22 protein-coding genes are annotated in these 19961 nt (G+C 67.0%); 18 read left to right on the top strand and 4 right to left on the bottom strand.

Annotated features, from left to right (window positions below):
- Positions 1–6: 6 nt before the first annotated feature.
- Complete coding sequence (locus ACYKG1_RS11300) at positions 7–1362, bottom strand: sigma-54 interaction domain-containing protein (RefSeq protein WP_478470482.1); 1356 nt, start codon at positions 1360–1362, stop codon at positions 7–9.
- 396 nt (positions 1363–1758) lie between these two features.
- Between ACYKG1_RS11300 and ACYKG1_RS11305 the strand changes: the two genes are divergently transcribed.
- From ACYKG1_RS11305 to ACYKG1_RS11375, 15 genes are all read left to right on the top strand, one after another.
- Positions 1759–2289: a hypothetical protein gene (locus tag ACYKG1_RS11305; RefSeq protein ID WP_100472477.1), complete on the top strand. Its 531-nt coding sequence runs from the start codon at positions 1759–1761 to the stop codon at positions 2287–2289.
- Positions 2290–2330: 41 nt separating this feature from the next.
- The gene (locus ACYKG1_RS11310; RefSeq protein WP_478472743.1) at positions 2331–2900 is read left to right on the top strand and encodes a hypothetical protein; all 570 of its coding nucleotides are present in this window, start codon (positions 2331–2333) and stop codon (positions 2898–2900) included.
- 43 nt (positions 2901–2943) lie between these two features.
- Positions 2944–4260 carry an adhesin gene (locus tag ACYKG1_RS11315; protein ID WP_478470484.1) on the top strand — a complete coding sequence of 439 codons (1317 nt, stop codon included), beginning with the start codon at positions 2944–2946 and terminating at the stop codon, positions 4258–4260.
- A gap of 99 nt (positions 4261–4359) precedes the next feature.
- Entirely contained in the window at positions 4360–5064 is a 705-nt protein-coding gene (locus ACYKG1_RS11320; protein WP_100472481.1) for a C39 family peptidase, read from the top strand.
- Positions 5065–5077: 13 nt separating this feature from the next.
- Positions 5078–5827: a hypothetical protein gene (locus ACYKG1_RS11325; protein WP_100472484.1), complete on the top strand. Its 750-nt coding sequence runs from the start codon at positions 5078–5080 to the stop codon at positions 5825–5827.
- Between the two features lie 49 nt (positions 5828–5876).
- Positions 5877–7169, top strand: coding sequence for a transporter (locus ACYKG1_RS11330; protein ID WP_478470486.1), 1293 nt, complete (start codon positions 5877–5879; stop codon positions 7167–7169).
- Positions 7170–7468: 299 nt separating this feature from the next.
- Positions 7469–7759 (top strand): RebB family R body protein, encoded by a 291-nt coding sequence (locus ACYKG1_RS11335; RefSeq protein WP_005416648.1) that lies wholly within the window; start codon positions 7469–7471, stop codon positions 7757–7759.
- Between the two features lie 43 nt (positions 7760–7802).
- Positions 7803–8072, top strand: coding sequence for a RebB family R body protein (locus ACYKG1_RS11340; RefSeq protein ID WP_005416649.1), 270 nt, complete (start codon positions 7803–7805; stop codon positions 8070–8072).
- A gap of 26 nt (positions 8073–8098) precedes the next feature.
- A complete protein-coding gene (locus tag ACYKG1_RS11345) occupies positions 8099–8365 on the top strand; it encodes a RebB family R body protein (protein WP_100472488.1) in 267 nt (88 codons plus the stop codon).
- Positions 8366–8425: 60 nt separating this feature from the next.
- Positions 8426–8698, top strand: a complete 273-nt coding sequence (locus ACYKG1_RS11350; RefSeq protein ID WP_005416651.1) for a RebB family R body protein — start codon at positions 8426–8428, stop codon at positions 8696–8698.
- A 70-nt stretch (positions 8699–8768) separates the two neighbouring features.
- On the top strand, positions 8769–9005 hold the full coding sequence (locus tag ACYKG1_RS11355; RefSeq protein WP_100472490.1) for a RebB family R body protein: 237 nt from the start codon (positions 8769–8771) through the stop codon (positions 9003–9005).
- Positions 9002–9589, top strand: coding sequence for a RebB family R body protein (locus ACYKG1_RS11360; protein WP_100472493.1), 588 nt, complete (start codon positions 9002–9004; stop codon positions 9587–9589). The genes ACYKG1_RS11355 and ACYKG1_RS11360 overlap by 4 nt, the downstream gene beginning before the upstream one ends.
- Before the next feature lie 47 nt (positions 9590–9636).
- A complete protein-coding gene (locus tag ACYKG1_RS11365; protein ID WP_100472496.1) occupies positions 9637–9984 on the top strand; it encodes a hypothetical protein in 348 nt (115 codons plus the stop codon).
- A gap of 20 nt (positions 9985–10004) precedes the next feature.
- Positions 10005–11084: a hypothetical protein gene (locus ACYKG1_RS11370; RefSeq protein ID WP_478470488.1), complete on the top strand. Its 1080-nt coding sequence runs from the start codon at positions 10005–10007 to the stop codon at positions 11082–11084.
- Between the two features lie 29 nt (positions 11085–11113).
- Positions 11114–11527: a hypothetical protein gene (locus tag ACYKG1_RS11375; protein WP_238381571.1), complete on the top strand. Its 414-nt coding sequence runs from the start codon at positions 11114–11116 to the stop codon at positions 11525–11527.
- Positions 11528–11588: 61 nt separating this feature from the next.
- Here ACYKG1_RS11375 and ACYKG1_RS11380 read toward each other — a convergent pair whose 3' ends face one another.
- The gene (locus ACYKG1_RS11380) at positions 11589–13082 is read right to left on the bottom strand and encodes a helix-turn-helix domain-containing protein (RefSeq protein WP_478470489.1); all 1494 of its coding nucleotides are present in this window, start codon (positions 13080–13082) and stop codon (positions 11589–11591) included.
- Positions 13083–13829: 747 nt separating this feature from the next.
- Between ACYKG1_RS11380 and ACYKG1_RS11385 the strand changes: the two genes are divergently transcribed.
- From ACYKG1_RS11385 to ACYKG1_RS11395, 3 genes are read left to right on the top strand one after another with little or no spacing between them, the layout of a single operon-like run.
- Positions 13830–14969 carry an SPFH domain-containing protein gene (locus ACYKG1_RS11385; protein ID WP_100472506.1) on the top strand — a complete coding sequence of 380 codons (1140 nt, stop codon included), beginning with the start codon at positions 13830–13832 and terminating at the stop codon, positions 14967–14969.
- 20 nt (positions 14970–14989) lie between these two features.
- A complete protein-coding gene (locus ACYKG1_RS11390) occupies positions 14990–16342 on the top strand; it encodes a TFIIB-type zinc ribbon-containing protein (RefSeq protein ID WP_478470490.1) in 1353 nt (450 codons plus the stop codon).
- Positions 16339–16596 carry a hypothetical protein gene (locus ACYKG1_RS11395; protein WP_046983345.1) on the top strand — a complete coding sequence of 86 codons (258 nt, stop codon included), beginning with the start codon at positions 16339–16341 and terminating at the stop codon, positions 16594–16596. The genes ACYKG1_RS11390 and ACYKG1_RS11395 overlap by 4 nt, the downstream gene beginning before the upstream one ends.
- 100 nt (positions 16597–16696) lie before the next feature.
- Here the strand turns inward: ACYKG1_RS11395 and ACYKG1_RS11400 are convergent, their stop codons facing one another.
- Together ACYKG1_RS11400 and ACYKG1_RS11405 are read right to left on the bottom strand one after the other, a co-directional pair.
- Positions 16697–17605: a tyrosine-protein phosphatase gene (locus tag ACYKG1_RS11400; protein ID WP_478470492.1), complete on the bottom strand. Its 909-nt coding sequence runs from the start codon at positions 17603–17605 to the stop codon at positions 16697–16699.
- A 17-nt stretch (positions 17606–17622) separates the two neighbouring features.
- Positions 17623–19911 carry a TonB-dependent receptor gene (locus ACYKG1_RS11405; protein ID WP_478470493.1) on the bottom strand — a complete coding sequence of 763 codons (2289 nt, stop codon included), beginning with the start codon at positions 19909–19911 and terminating at the stop codon, positions 17623–17625.
- Positions 19912–19961: the final 50 nt, after the last annotated feature.

Consider the following 19961-nt stretch of genomic DNA (forward strand, 5'->3'; position numbering starts at 1 on the left):
GGGTGATCAGCGCTGCGCCGGCAGTTCCAGCCGGTGCTTGCGGCACAACCGGTACACGGTCACCCGCGAGATCTGCATCTGCCGCGCGCACTCGGAGACGTTGTAGCCGGTCTGGCGCAGCGTCTGCAGCAGCACATCGCGCTCGGCCTGGCCGCGGGCATCGTGCAGCATCGGGCTCGGCAGCGCCTGCGCGGGTTCGCCCAGTTCCAGATCGCGTTCACTGATCAGCTCGCCTTCGGCCATGATCGCTGCCCGTTGCACGCGATTGAGCAGCTCGCGCACGTTGCCGGGCCAGCCGTATCGACGCAGCGCCTGCAGCGCCGCCGGTGCGAAACCGCGCGCACGCACGCTGTGGCGCAGCCGGAAGCAGCGCAGGAAGTGTTCGGCCAGCAGCTGCACATCAGCACCGCGCTCGCGCAGCGGCGGCATCAGCAGGCGCAGTACGTTGAGCCGGTAGTAGAGATCACTGCGGAACCGCCCCTGCGCCACCGCGTGTTCCAGTTCGATGTGGGTGGCCGCCAATACCCGCACATCCGCGCGCAACGGCTGGCTGCTGCCAACGCGCTCGAAGGTGCCCTCCTGCAGCACGCGCAGCAGGCTGGTCTGCGCCTCGGGCGGCAGGTCGCCCACCTCGTCGAGGAACACGGTGCCACCGTGCGCCGATTCGAACACGCCGATCTGGCGCTTGTCGGCGCCGGTGAACGAGCCGCGCTCGTGGCCAAACAGTTCGGACTGCACCAGATTGGCTGGAATGGCACCACAGTTGACCGCGATGAACGGTTTGCCCGCGCGTCCCGAAAGGGCGTGCAGCGCATGCGCTGCCAGCTCTTTGCCGGTGCCGGTTTCGCCAGTGACCAGCACCGGAAGGTCCACCGGTGCGAACTTGTGCAGCACCGTGCGCACCGCATGCAGCGCCGGGCTTTCGCCAATCAGTGCACGTGGCCCTTGCCCGCCACAGGCGTCGCCGGCCCCAGGATCATCTGCATCGAACTGCTGGCGCATGGCGCAGACCAGGTCCTGCAGCCCGAACGGCAGGGTGAACCGCGCAAGGCAGCGCTGAAGCAGGGGCAACCAGGCCGCAGGCGTGGGCCCCGCGCCGGGTGGCAGTACCGCCAGCCAGGGCAGATGCAGGTGCTGCTCCATCCAGGAACTGAGCAGCTGCAAGGCCGCTGCGTCCAGATAGCGCAGATCCAGAACGGCGAGCAGGCGATCGCGCCCACGCAGGCCGATCGCCATCGCAGGATCAGGTTGAATGCTGCGTACATACCAACCCGCGGCTGCCATCGCGCTGCGCTCGTTCGCCAGCGGCTGGCCAAACCAGAGGACGCAACGCGACGCAGAAGCTTCCGGGACCGCTGCCATGCTTCCCCCAGCATCCGGACACCGTCGGCGGGCTATGAGCCAATCGCCGGCGTGCCGCCCTCCGCCGGGACCCCTACGGCCACCACGGCGGCCTTTGCTGGGCGGATCCTAGCGCTTTGCTAAACAGCGGCGCAATGGGCGGCGCGTCAAGAAAACACTGGCTGAAGCGGCGTCGTTTCAGTCCGCGGCGCCGCCTGTAACATCCCTGCGACAGTCGGGCGCCCGCCTTGCCCTGTGGCGCTTGGCGCTGCGCAATCCCAACATTTTTCCCTCGCCGCTGTAACAGCCCGGCAGCAGCGGCCCACCCCGCCGAGCGGCTGCCGGCAGGGCGCACAGGCCTTTCAGGGTTGGCACGGTTGATGCGTGGTTCCGCCGCACCCATCGCGGGAGATCGGCATGGACGGCACCATCCTGTTTCGCGGTCTGGCCGCAGCGCTGGCAGTGACCCTGCTGGCGGTTGGCGCGGACGCCGCTGCATCCGGCGCCCGTCAGGGCGTGAAGCCGCAACCGGGCGAAATCGTCCTGTTGCGGGACGTGTCCGCACGCCCGGCCTATCGCATGGCGCCCCCCGGCATGGCGCTGATCGCCGACCCGAAACCACAGCGCGAGATTGCCAGCGCATTGGGCGCGGGGGGCCCGTCGACCGGCATGGACGAACTGAGCGATGAGGACTATGCCGGCATGGGGGCCGGCCAGGCGGCCTCCGTCGCCTCGCCGCGTGGCACCACCGTTGAACGGGTCACCCAGCAGGCCCTCGGTGGCACGCTGGGGCGCAGCAGTGACGGCATGGTTGGCAGCAACCTCGGCAGCGCGCTGGGCGGCCCACTCGGCGCGGTCGGCAACAGCACCCGCGGCATCGGCGATACCGTGCGCGGCGCACTCGCCCAGTTCCCGTTGCAGGGCCCGGCCCCGGCAGGTGGCAAGTGAAGCGGGCACGTTGGCTGCTGGTCCTGTTCGCCGCGCCGTTGATGGCGCAGGCCGACGACTACAGCGGCATGCTCGTCTACCTCGACGTCGCCCGCATCGACGGCCGCGCCCTGGCGGGTGCAAACGGCGCCATCGCGGTGAACCAGGCCGCCGGCGACCTCAACCTGCAGGCCAACCTGCGCGGCATCGCCACGGGCGAACGTGCCAACGTGTCGATCGCCAACCGGCAGCTGCAAGGCGGCAACCGCGTGCTCGGCGCAGCACTGCACGCCACCGCCGTCGTCGACGGCAGCGCGCTGGCAGGTGCCAGTGGCATCGCATCCATCAACCAGGCCAGTGGCATCGCCAACACGACGCTCAACGTCGTCAGCGCGACGCTGGCCGGACAGGGCATACGCGAAACCGACGATGCGGCGCTGGCCGCCGAAGGTTCCGCGTTGGCAGGGGGGCGGGACGGCACCGGTCACGGCGTCGCGACGGGCACCCGCAGCGCTGGTGTCACCAGCACTGCGCTGCGGGGATTCGACGGGGTCCTGCAACTCAATCAGATCGCGGGCAGCGGCAACGACACGGCCAATGTGCTGGGCCTGGTCGTGCAGGACCGCCCGTGACAACCACCCAACCGATGCACCACCTGATGAGAGAGAGGGCACCATGAAAGCGACCGTCAAACGGACCATGCTCGCCATAGCGATTGCCACTGCCTCGACCGCCGCCGCGGCCAATGGCTGGGACAACCAGAACGCCAACGCGAACATCAACCACAACCACACCGTCAGCGAAACCCGCAACGACACGCACAACCACACTGACAACGACGTGCGCAACCGCACCGTCAACGCCAATGTGCAGAAGCACAGCAACATCCAGGCCGACGAACGCAAGGAAAAGAACAACCACGGCGTCGACGTGAACCTGGAGAAGGACCTGCGCCTCAGCACCGACGTCGATTTCTCCGGCGACCCCAACATCACCGGCGACATCGATCTCGACTCTGCGGCCATCGCGGTGATCGACAACCGCCAGTCGATCAGCAACAACGCTACCAGCAACAGCCTGGTCACCAACAGCGCCTCCATCGGTGACAGCGTGGGTGCAGGTGCATCGGGCAACCTGGGCTTCAACGTGGTCTCCGGTGACAACAACGCACAGGACAATGCCGCATCGCTGTCCGCTGCCGACGCCTCCTTCAGCTTCGGCATGGCCGACGCCGAGGTGTTCGTCAACCAGGCCGGCTTCGGCAACGCCACCCTGAACTCCGGCGTCACCAATGCCGCAGGCCTCGGTGGCAATGCCTTCGGCGGTGCGTCCGGCAACATCGGCGTGAACATCGCCTCGGGCAACAACAACGAGCAGAAGAACGCGCTCGCCGCCTCGGTAGCGACCACCGCAGTGGCCCAGTCGAGCATCAGCTCCAACCAGGTCTCCACCGGCAACACGGTCAGCAATGCCGGCTTCGTGCAGTCCTACACGGATACCGTGCAGGTGGGCATGCGTGGTGGCGTCAGCGGCCTGACCCTGGCCTATGGCGCGGGCACCTACCGCGGCTCCGGCAACGCCTACCAGATGGCCAACTACTACCTGGATACCTGGAATGGCGAGCTGCCGCACCCGGACGGCAACAGCACCGGCCACATCGATCTGGACAACGAGATCCAGAACGCCACGATGAACCCCAACCGGCCGGGGGTGGGCGGCCTGGGCTTCGATACTCGTGAGAGTGGCACCAGCCAGTTCGTCGAACTGGGCGTGGCCGACCTGTACGCCAGCCTCAGCGGCACGGTCAGCACCACGCGCTGGGTGAACGTCAACGCGACCAATACCTCGGCGTTGTCCGGCAGTGCCTTCTCCGGCGCCTCCGGCAACATCGGCGTGAACGTTGCGGCCGGCACCGGCAACCTGCAGGCCAACAGCCTGGCCCTGGCAGTCGCCCAGCCCAGCACCGGCGGCGGTGGCGGCAGCGGCGAGTAAGCGCACTACCCCGGCCGTCCGCCAATGGCCGGGTTCCCGGGAGCCCCTGTTCCTCCTCCCCCTTGGGACAGGGGCTCCCTCCTGCAGCTGGAGAGCACGATGAGACGCTACCGCCTTTCGACCTGCCTGCTGGCCTGCCTGTTGCTGCTGGGCACGGCATCGGCGTGGGCGGGCGAGGTCCGTTTCTCCGGCGTGCTGCCCAATGGCGCATTGCTGCAGCAGAACGTGGAAAGCATGCAGGAACGGCGCTACCGCAACGTGGTGCGGCAGCACACTGATTACAGCTGCGGCGCCGCGGCCCTGGCAACCATCCTGCGCCATGCCTACCACCTGGATACCGACGAGGCGACGGTGATCGAAGGGATGATGGGGGTCTCCGATCCGGCGCTGGTGGCCGAGCGCGGATTTTCGCTGCTCGACATCAAGCGCTACGTGGAATCGCTGGGCATGCGCGGGCGCGGGTATCGCATCGACGAGGCCCGCCTGCGCACCCTGCGCGTTCCCGGCCTTGTCCTGATGGACGTGCGCGGCTTCCGCCACTTCGTGGTGCTCAAGCAGGTGCGCGACGGTGTGGCCGAGGTGGCTGATCCCATCCTTGGCAACCGCAGCCTGGCATTGCCCGAGTTCCTGGCAGCCTGGCCATCACGTGCGGTATTCGTGGTGATCGGAAGCGATTTCGATCGCAACACGGTCCTGCTGCAACCCAGCGAACGGCCCAGTGCCCGCGCCCTCTACGCGCGGCAGGGGCCGATCACCGATGCCGAACTGGTCGACTTCGGCTTCAGCCACGCCGACCTGTTCTGAAGGAGGCTCCGCCATGTTCCGCCACCCTCTGCTGATGGTCCTGCTGCTGGTGAGCCCCGCCCTGCCCCTGCAGGCGGCCGAGGCTGCGCCCGGCCGCGGCCTGCAGGAAATCCCGGATCCCGAACTGAACCTGATGCGCGGCCGCTACACCATGGGCGGCAATGCCGTGGCCTGGTTCGGCGTAACGATGGCCTCGCAGTGGCAGGCCGGCAACGGAAGTGTGCTGCAGGGTGCGCTGACCCTGGGCATGGACTTCCGCGGCGCCGACGGCCCGAAACTGAGCTTCCAGCCCAGCGTGCACGTGACCGCTGCGGACGCGCCGCTGCCACAGGCGCAGGGCCGCCACATCGACAGCAGTGGCCTGGCCAATGCCAGCGGCCTGGTGCAGAGCGTGCAGGTGGCCGGCGATGGCAACGTCGCACGCAATGCGACCACGCTGGTGGTCCGCGATGGCGCGGTGCCGGCCCTGCCGGGTGACGGCACGCATTCGCTCAGTGCGCAGCAGGCGGGCATGTCAGCCTCTGCAGTGCTCGACGGCAACCAGGCTCGCCTGCAGCTGCAGGTGGATGGCCAGGGCCTGGTCCAGCAATGGATCCGCAACGGCAGCGTCGGCCAGGGCATCGCCCTGAGCGGTGACGGCCAGATCGCCAGCAACCAGCTGCGGCTGGAGCTGGTGCGTGACACCGCGGGCGGCAACCTGCCGTTGAGCCAGAACGTGGCCCAGGCGATTGCAATGAACCGCGGCATGGGGCCGGGCCGGTAGCACCACGGCACGGCGTTGGGGGAAGCGCTCCACAACGCAGGACACGAACATGCACACCCTGATGAGGATCACCCCGTTGGCGCTGGCGGCGCTGGCGGGCACCGCCTTCGCTGCGCCACCGGCGGCGGACGAAGGCGCCGATGTACAGGCGCTGGCCAACCAGCTGGCGCAGCTGAAAGCCAACTACGCACAGGAAGTGCGGCGGCTGCGCGAGCTGGACATGCAGGTGCAGGCGATGCAGGCCCGCTTGGCGGGCCGGGCCGGCCCGGATGCGGTCGCTCCCGCAGCGCCCCTGGCACAGGCCGCGGCCGCAGCCGTTCCTCCCGGCAACGAAGGCTACGCCAGCAGCGCCGCCGAAGCGCAGCAGGCAAAGCAGGAGGCACGGCGCAGCGTGGACGACGTGAAGCAACAGCAATCGGCGCTGTTCTCGCGCCGGTTCACCATCGAAAACAGCCTCACCTACGCCCGTTACGACCGCAAGCAGCTCACCCTCAACGGCTTCCTGGCACTGGACGCGATCTTTCTCGGCAACATCGCCATCGAGAACGTCGAATCCGATTCGCTCACCTACAACCTGGCCGCCCGTTGGGGTGTCAGCCCGAACCTGACGCTCAACCTGGACGTGCCTTACCTGGCGCGGCGCACGGTCTACCAGAAGGGCGGTGCCGGCGGTGCGGCGGCCGCGATCGCGCAGGAAGAAACCAATGGCAACGGGCTGGGCGATATCGGCCTGAGCGCGAACTACCGGCTGTCCGGCGAACGCGGCTGGCGCCCGGAGACCGTGCTCACCGCCGGCGTGACCGCCCCCACCGGGCGCGCGCCTTACGGCCTGGACTGGAAGGTGATCGAGCGCGACGACGATGACTACATCCGCTTCGCCGTGCCCAGGGAGCAACCCACCGGCAATGGCGTGTGGCAGGCCAACGTCGGCCTGTCGATGGTCAAGACCGCCGATCCGGCGATCCTGTTCGCCAACCTCGGCTACGTGCATTCGTTCCCGCGTGGCTTCAGTGACATCGACAGCAATCCCGACACGGTCAACCCGGGTGACGTGAAGCTGGGCGGCTCGGTCTACTTCGGCGCCGGCGTGGCCTTTGCGTTCAACGAGCGCACCAGCCTCAGCCTGTCCTTCAGCGACCGCATCAGCACCCGCGCTTCCACCCGTTTCCAGGGCGGCAAGTGGATGAGGGTGATCGGCAGCGACGCCAACGCTGCGTCACTGAATCTGGGGGTGACCTATGCACTCAACCAGCACACCACGCTGGTGACCCTGCTGGGCATCGGGCTGACCCCGGATGCACCTGACTTCACCTTGGCATTCAAGATTCCCTACATGCTCTGACCCGCCCGATCCGGCGACGACGTGGCCGCTGCCCGTCGCCGCCGAATCGCGGCAGCCGCGGCTGGCCCAGTGTGTCCTCCCGGGCAGCGCGCCCGCGCTGGCGATGACGGCGTTGATCATCAGTTCCGCCGTATTCACGCCACGCCTTCACGGTGATCCGCCCGCATTCTCCGTCGATTCCGCCAATCCGGCGGCGACGCCATTTCCTACTCTGGCCCCACGGTGAAGCCCAGGCCGCTGCAGGCGACGCACCGTGAGACTGGATACCTCGCACTTCCACCCTTTCGCAGGAGCAGGACATGGCATTTCCAACCGCGGTAAACGACCAGATCACCGATTCGGTCACCCAGGCCAACACCAAGGTGCTGGGCGACGCGCCCGCCGTGGCGGTGGGCAACCTGTACCAGGCCACTGCACAGGCCCTGGCCAACGCTGCCCACAACGCCACCAACGCGCAGCAGCAGTCCTATGTGACCGCGCAGTCGGCCACCACCATGGGCGTGGCCACGCTGTACTCGATCGATACCGCGACCACCGCCGTGGCAAGCAAGGAAATCCTGAGTACCCGCGTTCGCGGCCTGGGTTCCTGATCCGTCGTTCCGTAGTTGACCCGCCAACCCCAAGGAGATCGACATGGCATTCCCGACCGCTGTAAACGACCAGATCACCGATTCGGTCACCCAGGCCAACACCAAGGTGCTGGGCGACGCGCCCGCCGTGGCCATGGGCAACCTGTACCAGGCCACCGCGCAGGCGCTGGCCAACGCCGCCCACAACGCCACCAATGCGCAGCAGCAGTCCTATGTGACGGCGCAGGCGGCCACCACCATGGGGGTGGCCACGTTGTACTCGATCGACACGGCCACCACCGGCGTGGCCACCAAGCAGATCCTCGGCGCGTGATGCGCCGGCAGGCAAGGAGCTGAGCCATGGCATTTCCCACGGCCGTCAACGACCAGATCACCGACGCGGTCAGCCAGGCCAACCTGCAGGTGCTGGGCGTGGCGCCTGCCACGGCAATGGGCACGCTGTACCAGGCCACCGCGCAGGCGCTGGCCAATGCCGCCCACAACGCGACGCTCGCCCAGCAGCAGATGTATGTCACGGCACAGGCCGCGACCACGATGGGTGTCGCGCTGCTCTACGCCGTCGATACCGGCGCCACCGGCGCCGCCACCCGGAAGATTCTCGGCTGAATCCATTGAGTGCCGGCAATCTCCGTTCCTGTAGTGCTGTCCACCCTAGGAGCTTCCACCATGGCATTTCCCACCGCCGTCAACAGCCAGATCACCGATTCGGTCTCGCAGGTCAACACCAAGGTGCTTGGTGATGCGCCGGCCATCGCAATGGGCAACCTGTTCGTGGCCACCAGCCAGGCGTTGTCCAACGCCGCGCACAACGCCACCAACAACCAGCAGCAGTCCTACGTGACCATGCAGGCGTCGACCACCCAGGGCGTGTCCACGCTGTATGCGATCGACACCGCCTCCAACGGCGTGGCCACCCGCGAAATCCTGGGCCTGCGCTGACGTGTCGGCCCGGCGTGACGCCAACCACTGCGCCCCCGCTCAGGGCGGCGTCACGCCGGGCCCCTGATCGATGGCCGCATCGCCCGCCACCGGCTACCTGCTGGCCGCAACCAGCACCGGTTCCGGGGTGGCGATCGCCCTCGCCCCCTCGTTCGCGATGTCCGCCACGTACCTGGCGATGGCCGACAGCCTCGGCCTTGCCATGCAGAACGCGGTGGCCAACCAGCAACGCGGCCAGGTGACCGCCGGCGCAAGCCTGGCCCAGGTCCTGGCCCTGATCATCCAGAAGGGAACCGTTCCGTCATGAACAGTGAGAACACCGTCAACAGCCAGATCGTCGACAGCGTCACCGCTGCGTCGACCCTGCTGGTGGCCCAGGGGCCGGCGCAGTCCTTCAGCATGCTGGACATGGTGATGCTGGAAACGCTGGGCACGGCCATGCACAACGCCGTCGCGCGCCAGCAGGGGGCGGGCATGGTCAGCAACGCAGCGGTGACCGCCACCTGCGCGAAGATGATCAATGCCCCCTGGCCGGTGCCGCCGCCCGCACCGGAACCGCCTCCGCCGCCACCGCCGCAGGTCATCCCCCTGCCCGGCCCGGTGCCGGCACCCCCTTCGCCTGCGGCAGTGATCGCCGCAGCCACCGCAGAAGGAAAGACCGCCATCAGCGTCCTGCAGGCACAGACCCATGGTGCCACTGCCGACGCTGCGGCCGCTACCAGCAGCCTGCATGCACTGCAAACGCTTGCAGGCAATGCGGCAGCGCCCGCGCCCGGTGCTGCGCCCGACCCCACGTCCGGTCCGGATCCGGCCGCGGGTCCCGCCCAGGATCCCGCGCCAGACTCCCCTTCCCCTTCCCCGGCCACAGGCGACGCTGACGCCGGGGCCTGACACCGCGCAGGCCGCCTGCGGCCGCACCCGCCCATCAAGGAGCCCGTATGGACCCGAGCTACGTCAACGCCCAGGTCATCGATGTGATCAACCATGTGCAAACGGCCACCATGTCCGCGTCCGTGGTGAAGACGAGTGGCGCCGGCAAGGCCTACCAGTCGGTGGCCCAGTCCGCGGCGATCGCCGTGCAGGATGCCGCCGATGCCCTGCGCAACGTCTCAACCATCGCGACCACCGCAGCCGGTGTGGCCATGGCCCAGTATCTGGCAACGGGGGATGAGAAGTATGCGAGGGTGCTCACGCAGGCGCAGACCATGATGCAGGGAGCCACCAACGACTTCAGCCGGGTCGGCAGTGCCGCCGCGACCGTCCTCAAGGATTTTCCGGCCCAGTGAGGCCGCCAGGAGAACCACGCATGAGCGTTTTCATTGCCGGTCGTTCCATTCCCCAGGCCAACCTGCTCAGCCAATCGTGCCGGCGGGTCCTTCAGTTCATCGACGGTGGCGAGCACTGGTTGAGGTGGGCCATTGAATCCCATGAACACCGTTACGCCTTCTCCGACGAGGGCACGATGCTTGATGGGGTGCAACAGGGCCTGCATGGTTCGCGCATGACCTGGTTGCCGCGCATCGGCCTGCAGATCGGTCCGATCAAGCTGCTCAGCCTCACTGCCAGCGACCTCGATGCCCTGCGCAGCATCGAACTGGGCGAAGAGACACGCCTGTCGCACAGCGAGGCACAGGATGTACTGGCAAGGCACCGGCTGCTGACCAACAACGAACTCGGTGCCTTCCGGCCCTTCCTCGCCTCGATTGGCGCAGCCGATGCTCCGCTGCTGCAGCAACTGGATTTTCGTGAATCGGTGGCGCTCCACCAGCTGGCCGGTGAAGTGGGAATGACCACCGCAGGGCGCGATGATCTGGCCGACGCCGCCCGCTTCGCGCTGCTGCACGCGCGCCGGCCCATCGAGTTTGCCGACTATTTCCGTTTCTACCAGCACGTGAGCGCAGGGGGCGGAAGCAGCGAGCATCGAATGAGTCGTGCCACCGGCGCGTTGCAGCAGCTGCTGCCGATGCTGTTCGACTTCCTGGACGGGCCGCAGCTGCCACAGCTGCCGTCGCCGGAGCAGGTGCGCGAGGCGATTGGCGCAAGCCTGGCCGCGAACCGGCAGATCGGTTATGCACGCATCTCACTGGCCGCCCAGCAGATGGCATTGTGCTTCGACAACAGCCCCGACCTGCTGCGCGATGACCACAGTCTGCGCGAAGCCGCGCAGTGGCAGCTGAGTGATGCGCAGGAATTCCTCAACGAACACCCGGTCTCCCGTGGCCAGCTCGGGCAGGATGGTGCCAGCGTGCAGTTCGCGATCGATGGCTCCAGAGGGCAGGCGCTGATACAGGTGGAGGACAATGTGATCACCCTGCAGGACTACCGCCGCACCCGTCACTACCTGGGCGATGAAGCACAGGTGGGCTACCGCGCGGGTACGGTGTGAACCCGCCTCCGGCGCCGGAACGCGATGGCGTGCAGGCGGCGACGGAGGCCCTCGCCACGGCAGCCGGCGCGGCCGTTGCCGCCGGACGCATGGCGGCCCGGCAACAGGCGCAGAAGATCCTGGCCGATGCCCAGTCCGCATTGCGCCATATCCTGGGGGAACGTGACGACGGTGTTCCCCCCTCATCCCCAGCAGGAGCACCGACGATGACCTTCCCGACCCCGCTTCCCGGCATGCCCACCCCCGCCTATCCGGCGGGAAAAACCCCGATGGAAATCGCCCAGGAACTCGCGGATGCCGCCATGGCCGCCAGTGAAAAGGGCATCTGCGCCGCGATGGAGGCTTCGCAACGCGCGGTCGAGGCCGCCAACGTGGCCGCCCGCCGTGCGGATGAAGCCGCCGAGCTGGCCGTCCAGCGCGCTGCTGAAGCGAACGCGCGCTAACGCCTGATGTTCCATCCCAGCGCCCCGGGGCAGGCCCAGGCCTGCACCGGGGCGTATCCGTTTACTGATCCGCCGTTCGCCGGTAGCTGCGCGGACTGACCCCGACCGCGCGCCGGAAGCTCTTTTCGAAGTGGCTCAGGTCGCCGAAGCCGACCTGCAGCGCCACATCGGTGATGCGCAGGCGCTGGCCATCGCGCAGCAGCTGCTTGGCGTGCTCGATGCGCAACTGCTGCAGGAGCAGCTTGAAGGTCGTGCCCAGTTCGCTGCGGAACAGGAAGCCCAGGTGTGATTGGCTGACATGCGCCTGTCGAGCGAGGTCGCCCAGTGTGAGCGGCTCCGCAGCATGGTCCTTCAGATAGGCCAGGGCGCGTTTCAGGCCATCGTGCAGGCCTTCATGCGCGGCCCGCGGCATCTCCTCCCGGCCGGGCCCAGGCGCGGCCGCCGGCTCCACCCCGGGCGGCAGTTGCTGCACGCGCCCGGCATCGCTGGTGGCGCTGGCTGCTGCCAGATCCGGCGCGTGCCGTACCAGGTCCTCGCGACGGATGCAGCGGCCACCGGTCATCACCGCCAGCCGCACCACCACCCGCTCCATCTCCAGCAGGTTGCCAGGCCAGTCATGCGCGCACAGTGCTTCCAGCACATCCTCACCCAGCACATGCGGATTGAACCCATGCAGCTCCAGCGAACGTGCCGCCAGCGCGGCGATGTCCTCCACCCGTTCGCGCAATGGCGGGATATCCACGGTGAGGAACTCCAGGCCCGCCAGCAGTGCGCGCGAGAACTGCTTCTCCCGCACCCGCTGCTCCAGGTCCGCGCTGGTCGAGGCGATCACCCGTATCGAACCGGCCGCCTGTGCCTCGGCATGTGCAGCCGGCAGCCCACGCATCCGGTGTGACAGCTGGCCCTGCAGGGGCACCGGCAACTCGTCGACTTCATGGAAATAGAGCGTTCCGCCCTGTGCATGCGCGAACCAGTCGCAGGCTTCGCCCTGCGGGTGGACACAGTTCACCTCGACGAACGGTCCCTGCCGGTATGGGCCGCCACTGTGCAGGGCGGCGGCCAGCTCCATCTTCTCGGTCCCGAACTCACCGCGCAGCAGTACCGGCAGCGGGCTGGCCGCCGCGCGCTCGACGAATTCGTCCATCTGCTTCAGCGCCTCGCCGGCGCCGACCAGCAGCAGCGGCCGGCTCAGTGCCTGTTCGGCCCAGTCTTTGGCTTCGTAGCGCTTGATCAGGTGCGCGCATCGCTGTGCAAACTGCTCCCCCAACGCCAGGGCACTGCCATCCAGGCGGCCCGCTTCACCTTCCAGATGCAGCTCACCCAATACCTCGCCCCCATAGCGGATGGGAACCCGCTGCAAGGAACCCGCTCCCCTGTCCCCGGCGGCCGTCGACAGCGCGGCCGTTGCCCCTGCCACCGCGCTGCGCAGCCGCACCTGTCCGCCACGCATCACCTTGTGCTCGGACAGCTCCTTGACGAACGCACCCAGCAGCTCGGGCAACGACGGATAGGGCCGATAAGCGCGCTGCAGCATCTCACTGACTTGCCTGTGCATCGAAACTCCCCTTTGGAATGGCAACCCGATGCAACTGCACCGGGCGATCTCGCGATGCAGGCCGTCCGGCGTCATCGCGGGATGCTGCGACGTCCACGCCGCACGCCGTGCCCGCAGGTCGCACCGCTGTTGCCGTGCACGCTGCCCGCTCCCGATGTACCGGGAACTGCCTTCGCTGCTGGAGGCCGGCAAAGCGGACGTCGTCCAGGCCTGGGTCGTGTACCACCGGGCGGCACTGACCGTGGCGCGCCTCTCCCTGTGTTGCGCCCATCGCGCCCCTGGATTATGGGAAACGAGTTTCCAGAAAATAAGCATGATAATGACGTGAATATCCGCGCCGGATATTTGGCGCGCACCTGCCGCTGCGCCGCTTTCCCGAAAGTGGGTAAAGGCGAAGCGCCTCATCCCGCCCAGGCGGATAATCAGCATGAAAGCCCGCACCGCACGCACACGCACCTGCGTCGTAATGACAGCGACTCCACCGGTTCGACCCTGCAGCCGCGCTTCAACCGCCCGACGATTCCAAGGCAGCAGTCGGGATCACGTCCTTCTTCACCCTCCCGCTGTGCCGGGCACTGTTGATCGGCCTTGCCCTGATCAAGCGCAGCATGGCCTGGTCCTCCTGCCCTCGTCGCACCATGATGAATGGGAGGCGCGTGCGACGGTGGCGGCGGCCCATCCCGCTCCTCTATAGTCAGTCCAGCTCGGCAGGCATGGTGCCTGCCCTCGAATCACAGGGAGTTGGACATGGGTCTGGTACAGGCGGTGAAGGGTGCGGTCGGTGGTGTGCTGGCCGACCAATGGAAGGACTTCTACACCGTGCCCACAGGCCTGCCCTCGACGGCAGCCCTGTTCGCGGCGGTGCCGCGTGGCACCAATGCCGGCCGCGGCTCCAACACCAGCGGCTCGTCCAACATCATCACCAACGGCTCGAAGATCATCGTGCCGGAGGGCTACGGCCTGCTGCTGTTCCAGGACGGCGCGATCACCGCCTTCGTCGCCGAACCGGGCGGCTACGAGTGGCGCTCGGACGACCTGAACTCGCAGTCGATCTTCGCCGGTGACGGCCTGGTCAGCACCTTCATCAAGCAGAGCTGGGAACGCTTCAAGTTCGGCGGCCAGCCGGGCTCGCAGCAGGCGGCCTATTTCGTATCGCTGAAGGAACTGCCGGACAACCGCTTCGGTACCCAGTCGGAAATCTACTGGGACGACGGCTTCCTCAACACCCAGGTGGGCGCGGTCACGCGTGGTTCGTACACGCTGAAGATCGTCGACCCGATCCTGTTCGTGAAGAACTTCGTGCCGGCCAGCTACCTGCAGCCGGGCCAGGTGTTCGACTTCACCGACCTGGACAACGCCGCCGCCAGCCAGCTGTTCAATGAAGTGGTCGGTTCGCTGGCTCCCGCCTTCAGCCTGTATACGAACGATCCCAGCAAGGGCAACCGCATCACCAAGCTGCAGCAGGATTCGCTGGGCTTCGCGCAGAGCCTGTCGGCAGCAGTTGAGCAGGGTTACCAGTGGAAGTCCGATCGCGGCCTGGCCATTGTCAAGACCGCCATCGTCTCCATCGAGTACGACGCCACTACCCGCGAACTGCTGAAGACCGTGCAGCGCGCCGATGCGCTGTCCGGTTCGCGCGGCAATTCCAACCTGCAGGCCAGTGTCGCCCAGGGCATCCAATCGGCCGGCGAGAACGGCGGCGCGGCCGGCCTGGTCGGTGTCGGCATGGCCTCGGGCATGTTCGGTGTCGGTGGCATGCAGCAGCCGGTCACCCCGGCCGCAGACGATCCGGTCGCCAAGCTGAAGAAGGCCAAGGAAATGCTCGATCTGGGCCTGATCACCCAGGGCGACTATGACGCCCTGAAGGCCAAGGCACTGGGCCTGTAACGGCAGGACGCACACCCAACATGTCCGATCCCCGAAACGGCCCACCGCCGCTGCCCGGATCCGCGCCCGCGACGCCGCCGCCCTTGCCGGCGGCGTCGTTGGATGGGCCCGGTTCGCCGCAGGACGTCCCGCCCCCGTCTGGCAGCTTCCCGCTGGACACCTCGACACTGCCGCAGGCCATCCGCGATGAAGTGGAAGCGCCCGATCCCGTGGCCATCGACACCTCGGCAAGCGAGCTGAAGGACGGCCTCAACCGCTGCCCGAAGTGCGGCGCCACCGACATCCGGCCCAAGGCCGGCACCGACATCCTGGTCTGCCTGTACTGCCGTCACGAATGGCATGGCGCGCGGGTCGAGGAAGAATTCGGCCTGGGCGAAGCCATCGACCAGCTGCGCGGCACCGTCATCGCCTCCGGCGCACGCGACATCGACGCCGACACCTCAGCGCTGATGACGTTCAAATGCACCGGTTGTGGTGCAGAGGTGACGGTCAATACCGAAAGCACGATGACGGCGCGCTGCCATTGGTGCCGCCACGTATTCGGCGTCAACGAGCAGATCGCCAATGGCGCGGTGCCCGATGCGGTGCTGCCCTTCCACATCAGGAAGGACGACGCCGTCGCGCGCATCCGCCAGTTCGTCGACAAGCGCCGCATGTTCGCGCTGAAGGCGTTCAAGCAGCAGTTCACCCCGGAAAACGTGGTGGGCGTGTTCCTGCCCTACATGATCGTCGACAGCAATGTCAGCGCGGCGGTGGCCGGCAAAGGCGAGATCCAGACCCGGCAGTACACGGTGGGCAGCGAGAAGAACAAGCGCACCCTGTACGACGCCGATGTCTACCAGATCGAACGCCAGGTGGACTTCACCGTCGATGACCTGCCGCTGGAATCCTCGGCAGAACGCGGCAACCTGGATAGCCGCGCCAACACCAACAACATCATCAACACCATCCTGCCCTTCGATACCAAGAACGCAGTGAAGTGGAACGCCTCGTACCTGGCCGGCTTCACCTCTGAAAAGCGCAACCTGGACGTGGAAAAGCTGCGGCCGCGGCTCGAAGACCAGCTGCTGTCGATCGCACGCGCGCAGGTGGAAGGAACGGTGAAGCGCTACAACCGTGGCGTACGCTGGGAACAGGAGCAGCTGGAGGTGCATGGCACGCGCTGGGTGTCGATGTACCTGCCGGTGTGGCTGTATTCGTACCACCAGCCCGGCAGGAACGGCGGCATGCTGCACTACATTGCCGTGAACGGCCGTACCGGCGAAACCATGGGCAGCGTGCCCGTGCAGCAATGGAAGATGCTGCTGGCGGCGCTGGCCACCGGCACCATCATTGAAGCCCTCGCAATTGCCTTCCTGGTGGCATCGACATGAGTGATGACAGTGGCCTCTGGCTGTTGGCGGCAGGTCCGGCCGGCGCAACCGCGCTGTACTGGGCGCTGTACCGCTATTACCGCAATACCGACAAATCGCATTCCTTCGAACACGAAACCGAGATCGAGGCCCAGCCGGTGACCGGCTCGGACCAGCAGGTGGGCCGGGTCACCGGCACCGAGGAAAAGCGCATCCGCGGTGACAATGTGTACGAGTACCGGAAACGGGTGGTGCGGGTAAAGCCCGACCAGTAGAGCCAGACCATGCCTGGCTGCGGGGAGCGCCGGCCGCTGGCCGGCATTCCCTCGGTCTCTGGACATCAAAGAGGAGCCGGCCAGCGGCCGGCACTACCTGTCAGCCCGCCTGCCCCAGCCGTACCTTCAGCTGCTGGATCTCCTGCTCGCTCACGCCGATCGACTTCAGGTACCCTTCCGCACCGCCGTACTGGCTGTGCAGCGCCGCCAGGAACTGCTCCATGTTGTCCGGCGCGGTACCGGACATGCCGGCCATCTTGCGGGCGATCCCGGGGTTCTGCTTGATCAGCGCCATGATCTGCGCGTTCATCGCGCTGTCCTTCGGCTGCCCTTCCAGATAGTGCGCGGAGATCGCGTAGTTATGCACGATCTCGGCCTTCGGCACGCCGGCCAGGTCCAGCAGCAGGCCGGCGATGATGCCGGTACGGTCCTTGCCGGCCGTGCAATGGAACAGCACCGCACCGTCCTGCTGCGCGGCAATGCGCTGGAACACCTGCTTGAACTGCGGCTGGCTGTGGCCCAGCCACTGCACATAGGCTTCGCCCAGCGAATCCGGGAAGCTGGTCATCATTTTCTGCAGGTCCATCTTCTCGGTACCCATCAGCGAGATGCGCTGGTAGTCGAAGCGATCATCCTTGGCCAGCAGGTCTGGTGACTGCGCTTCCTCATCGGCGGTGCGCAGGTCGATGTCCAGCTTCACGCCGGCAGCGGCCAGGGCATCCCGGTCCGCATCGGTGAGGCGGCCGAGGTCGGCGGTGCGCACGAACGCATCGGCCGGAATCGGACCATGGCGACCCTGCAGGCCGGCAAAGGTACGCACGTTCCAGGCGCCCTGCAGCGGGATCACGCGCTGCGCGTCGGCAGCGACCGGCTGTACATTGGCCGTGGCCGTGGCCGTGGTCGTCGGCTTCGCGGCGAGGGCCTGCGGTGCGTCGGCGGCAACCGCGGTCACGGCCAGCGGCAGGCTGAGCATCAGGGCCAGGGCGAGTTCGGTAGAGCGGTGCTTCATGGGGTTCTCCGTACGAATCAGAAGTTGACGGCCACGTCCAGGCCGAAGGTGCGCGGGTCGTTGAAGATGCCGGTCTGGCCCAGCGCCGCGCTGTTGAGCTTGTAGAACAGGTGCTGCTCATCCAGCAGGTTGCGTGCCCACAGCGAGAACGACATCGTGGTGCCGGTGCTGTTGACCGGCACATCCACCAGCGCCACCCGTGCGTTCACCACGAACGAACTGTCGGTGAGCATCTGGTCGTATTCGCTGGTGTAGTAGCCATCGGACCAGTTGCCGTCCACGTGGAATTTCAGTGCCGAGAAGTTGGCGAACGGCACCAGGTAGTCCAGCGACAGGCTGCCGGCATTCTTCGGGGCCAGCAGCGGCTGCACCGTCACCTGCACGCCAGCGCCGAACGGGTCGGTGGCTGTCTGCGCATCGATCTTCGTGTAGGCGTAGTTGAGGCCGAGGGTGAGGTTGTCCACCGGCATCACGTTGAATTCCAGCTCCGCACCCCGCGACTTGCCATCGCTCAGGGCGTTGGTGGTGACCATGGTGGTGCGGGTTTCGCCGCTGTTCGGGTCGAACGGCAGCGAGAAGTCCATCTGCTTGTGCGTGATGGTCGAGTCGAACACGGCCAGGTTCAGGCGCGCACGGTTGTCCCAGAACTGCGACTTGAAGCCCAGCTCGTACGCTGTCACCTCTTCCGGACCGAAGGCGCTGTAGTTGGTCGAACGCGAGTTGGCACCGCCGGCCTTGAAGCCGGTGCTGTACTTGGCATAGACCATCGCGTGCTCGCCAAGGTCGTAGGCGATGTTGACCATCGGGTCGAAGCGGCTCCAGCGGTCCTTGAAGGCCAGGTTCGTCGCCGCCCCGTTGACGATGTACAGGCTGCCCTTCTTGTCATCGCGGGTGTAGCGGCCGCCAGCGGTCAGGTGCATGCGCTGCAGCGCTTCCGGCGTCCACGTGGCCTGGCCGAACACACCCAGGCTGTCGGTCCACGCCTTGCTGGCGCGGTCGATGCGCACCCGGGAAAGGTCCAGCGGATTGGTTGCCGGGTTCAGCGCATAGCTGTTGCCGCCCGGCCCCCAGACCAGCATGTTCGGGGTCTGCGCATTGTCACCGGCGGTCTCGTGGTAGTAGAACGCACCGCCGAGGAACTGCACCTGCGAGGTATTGCCGATCAGCTGGAATTCCTGGCTGTACTGGTGCTGGTAGACCTGGGCCAGGCTGTAACGCCCGAACGGCGTGCCGGCGCCACCATAGGCCGAAATTGCATCGACCAGGCCCATGTCGAACTGGCCTTGGGTGAGTTCACGGTAAGAACTGATCGACTTCAGCTCCAGGTTGTCATTCAACACCCACGACAGGTTCAACAGATGGCCACTGGTGCGGCCGATGTTGTCTTCCTGCGGACCGCCGAGGATGGCGCTGTCGCGGCGATCCAGGCTGGCACCGGCCTTCTGCAGCGGGCTGAGGTAGGCGCCCGGCACCAGCACCTGGGTGTGGTACGGCGTGGTGGCGTCATAGGAGCGATCGAACGCGTACAACAAAGAGAAGTCATCGCTCGGCTGCCACAGCGCACTCAGGCGAGCGCCTCGCTTGTCGTAGCTGTTGAAGTCCCGCTCCCCGCGCATCGGATTGTCGGTGGTGCCGCCGCGCTTGGCCTGCACGGCATCGATCTTGAAGCTGACGTCCCCCACCTTGGGCAGGTCCAGGTGCAGCGCACTGTTGTAGCCGCTGAAATTGGACACGCCGGCGCTGACGCTGCCGCCGAATTCACCGGTGGGCGCCTTGGTCACGATGCTCACCGCGCCGCCTTCGGTGTTGCGGCCGAACAGCGTGCCCTGCGGGCCCTTCAGCACTTCGATGCGTTCCACGTCGTAGAGCATGCTGCCCAGGCCCTGTGCGCGGCCCATGAACACCCCATCGACGTAGATGCCGACGCCGGCATCGCGGGCCGGCTGGTTGGCGTCGCCGGAGGCGCCGATGCCACGGATGCCGATGTTCAACGCCGAGCTGCGGGTAGCGAACGGCGTGACCCGCAACGATGGGATGGAGCCATCGGACAGGCTGCCCAGCGAGATCGCGCTGCGGTCCTTCAGCGCTTCGGCATCGACCACCGATACCGAGATCGGGGTTTCCTGCAGGTTGGTGGCGCGCTTCTGCGCGGTCACCACCACCTGGTCAAGGGCAACAACACTGCGCGCGGTATCGGCGGTTGTGGCAGCGTCGGCGCTGGGCGCGTCTTCGGCATGGGCCAGCGCCGGTAGAGCGGCGGCGATGGCGAGGGTGAGCAACGGGCGGTGCAGCGGAACGTGGCGCATCGGACTCATTCGCGGAAGGAGGAGGCCGGCGCAGTCTGGGAGGCGCGAAT

This window comes from Stenotrophomonas sp. 85239_Sma (assembly GCF_056481725.1).

Bases quoted from the DNA above. Each gene is read 5' to 3' on its own strand.
- ACYKG1_RS11300 (WP_478470482.1), bottom strand. From the start codon at position 1,362: ATGGCAGCGGTCCCGGAAGCTTCTGCGTCGCGTTGCGTCCTCTGGTTT.
- ACYKG1_RS11305 (WP_100472477.1), top strand. From the start codon at position 1,759: ATGGACGGCACCATCCTGTTTCGCGGTCTGGCCGCAGCGCTGGCAGTG.
- ACYKG1_RS11310 (WP_478472743.1), top strand. From the start codon at position 2,331: ATGGCGCAGGCCGACGACTACAGCGGCATGCTCGTCTACCTCGACGTC.
- ACYKG1_RS11315 (WP_478470484.1), top strand. From the start codon at position 2,944: ATGAAAGCGACCGTCAAACGGACCATGCTCGCCATAGCGATTGCCACT.
- ACYKG1_RS11320 (WP_100472481.1), top strand. From the start codon at position 4,360: ATGAGACGCTACCGCCTTTCGACCTGCCTGCTGGCCTGCCTGTTGCTG.
- ACYKG1_RS11325 (WP_100472484.1), top strand. From the start codon at position 5,078: ATGTTCCGCCACCCTCTGCTGATGGTCCTGCTGCTGGTGAGCCCCGCC.
- ACYKG1_RS11330 (WP_478470486.1), top strand. From the start codon at position 5,877: ATGCACACCCTGATGAGGATCACCCCGTTGGCGCTGGCGGCGCTGGCG.
- ACYKG1_RS11335 (WP_005416648.1), top strand. From the start codon at position 7,469: ATGGCATTTCCAACCGCGGTAAACGACCAGATCACCGATTCGGTCACC.
- ACYKG1_RS11340 (WP_005416649.1), top strand. From the start codon at position 7,803: ATGGCATTCCCGACCGCTGTAAACGACCAGATCACCGATTCGGTCACC.
- ACYKG1_RS11345 (WP_100472488.1), top strand. From the start codon at position 8,099: ATGGCATTTCCCACGGCCGTCAACGACCAGATCACCGACGCGGTCAGC.
- ACYKG1_RS11350 (WP_005416651.1), top strand. From the start codon at position 8,426: ATGGCATTTCCCACCGCCGTCAACAGCCAGATCACCGATTCGGTCTCG.
- ACYKG1_RS11355 (WP_100472490.1), top strand. From the start codon at position 8,769: ATGGCCGCATCGCCCGCCACCGGCTACCTGCTGGCCGCAACCAGCACC.
- ACYKG1_RS11360 (WP_100472493.1), top strand. From the start codon at position 9,002: ATGAACAGTGAGAACACCGTCAACAGCCAGATCGTCGACAGCGTCACC.
- ACYKG1_RS11365 (WP_100472496.1), top strand. From the start codon at position 9,637: ATGGACCCGAGCTACGTCAACGCCCAGGTCATCGATGTGATCAACCAT.
- ACYKG1_RS11370 (WP_478470488.1), top strand. From the start codon at position 10,005: ATGAGCGTTTTCATTGCCGGTCGTTCCATTCCCCAGGCCAACCTGCTC.
- ACYKG1_RS11380 (WP_478470489.1), bottom strand. From the start codon at position 13,082: ATGCACAGGCAAGTCAGTGAGATGCTGCAGCGCGCTTATCGGCCCTAT.
- ACYKG1_RS11385 (WP_100472506.1), top strand. From the start codon at position 13,830: ATGGGTCTGGTACAGGCGGTGAAGGGTGCGGTCGGTGGTGTGCTGGCC.
- ACYKG1_RS11390 (WP_478470490.1), top strand. From the start codon at position 14,990: ATGTCCGATCCCCGAAACGGCCCACCGCCGCTGCCCGGATCCGCGCCC.
- ACYKG1_RS11395 (WP_046983345.1), top strand. From the start codon at position 16,339: ATGAGTGATGACAGTGGCCTCTGGCTGTTGGCGGCAGGTCCGGCCGGC.
- ACYKG1_RS11400 (WP_478470492.1), bottom strand. From the start codon at position 17,605: ATGAAGCACCGCTCTACCGAACTCGCCCTGGCCCTGATGCTCAGCCTG.
- ACYKG1_RS11405 (WP_478470493.1), bottom strand. From the start codon at position 19,911: ATGCGCCACGTTCCGCTGCACCGCCCGTTGCTCACCCTCGCCATCGCC.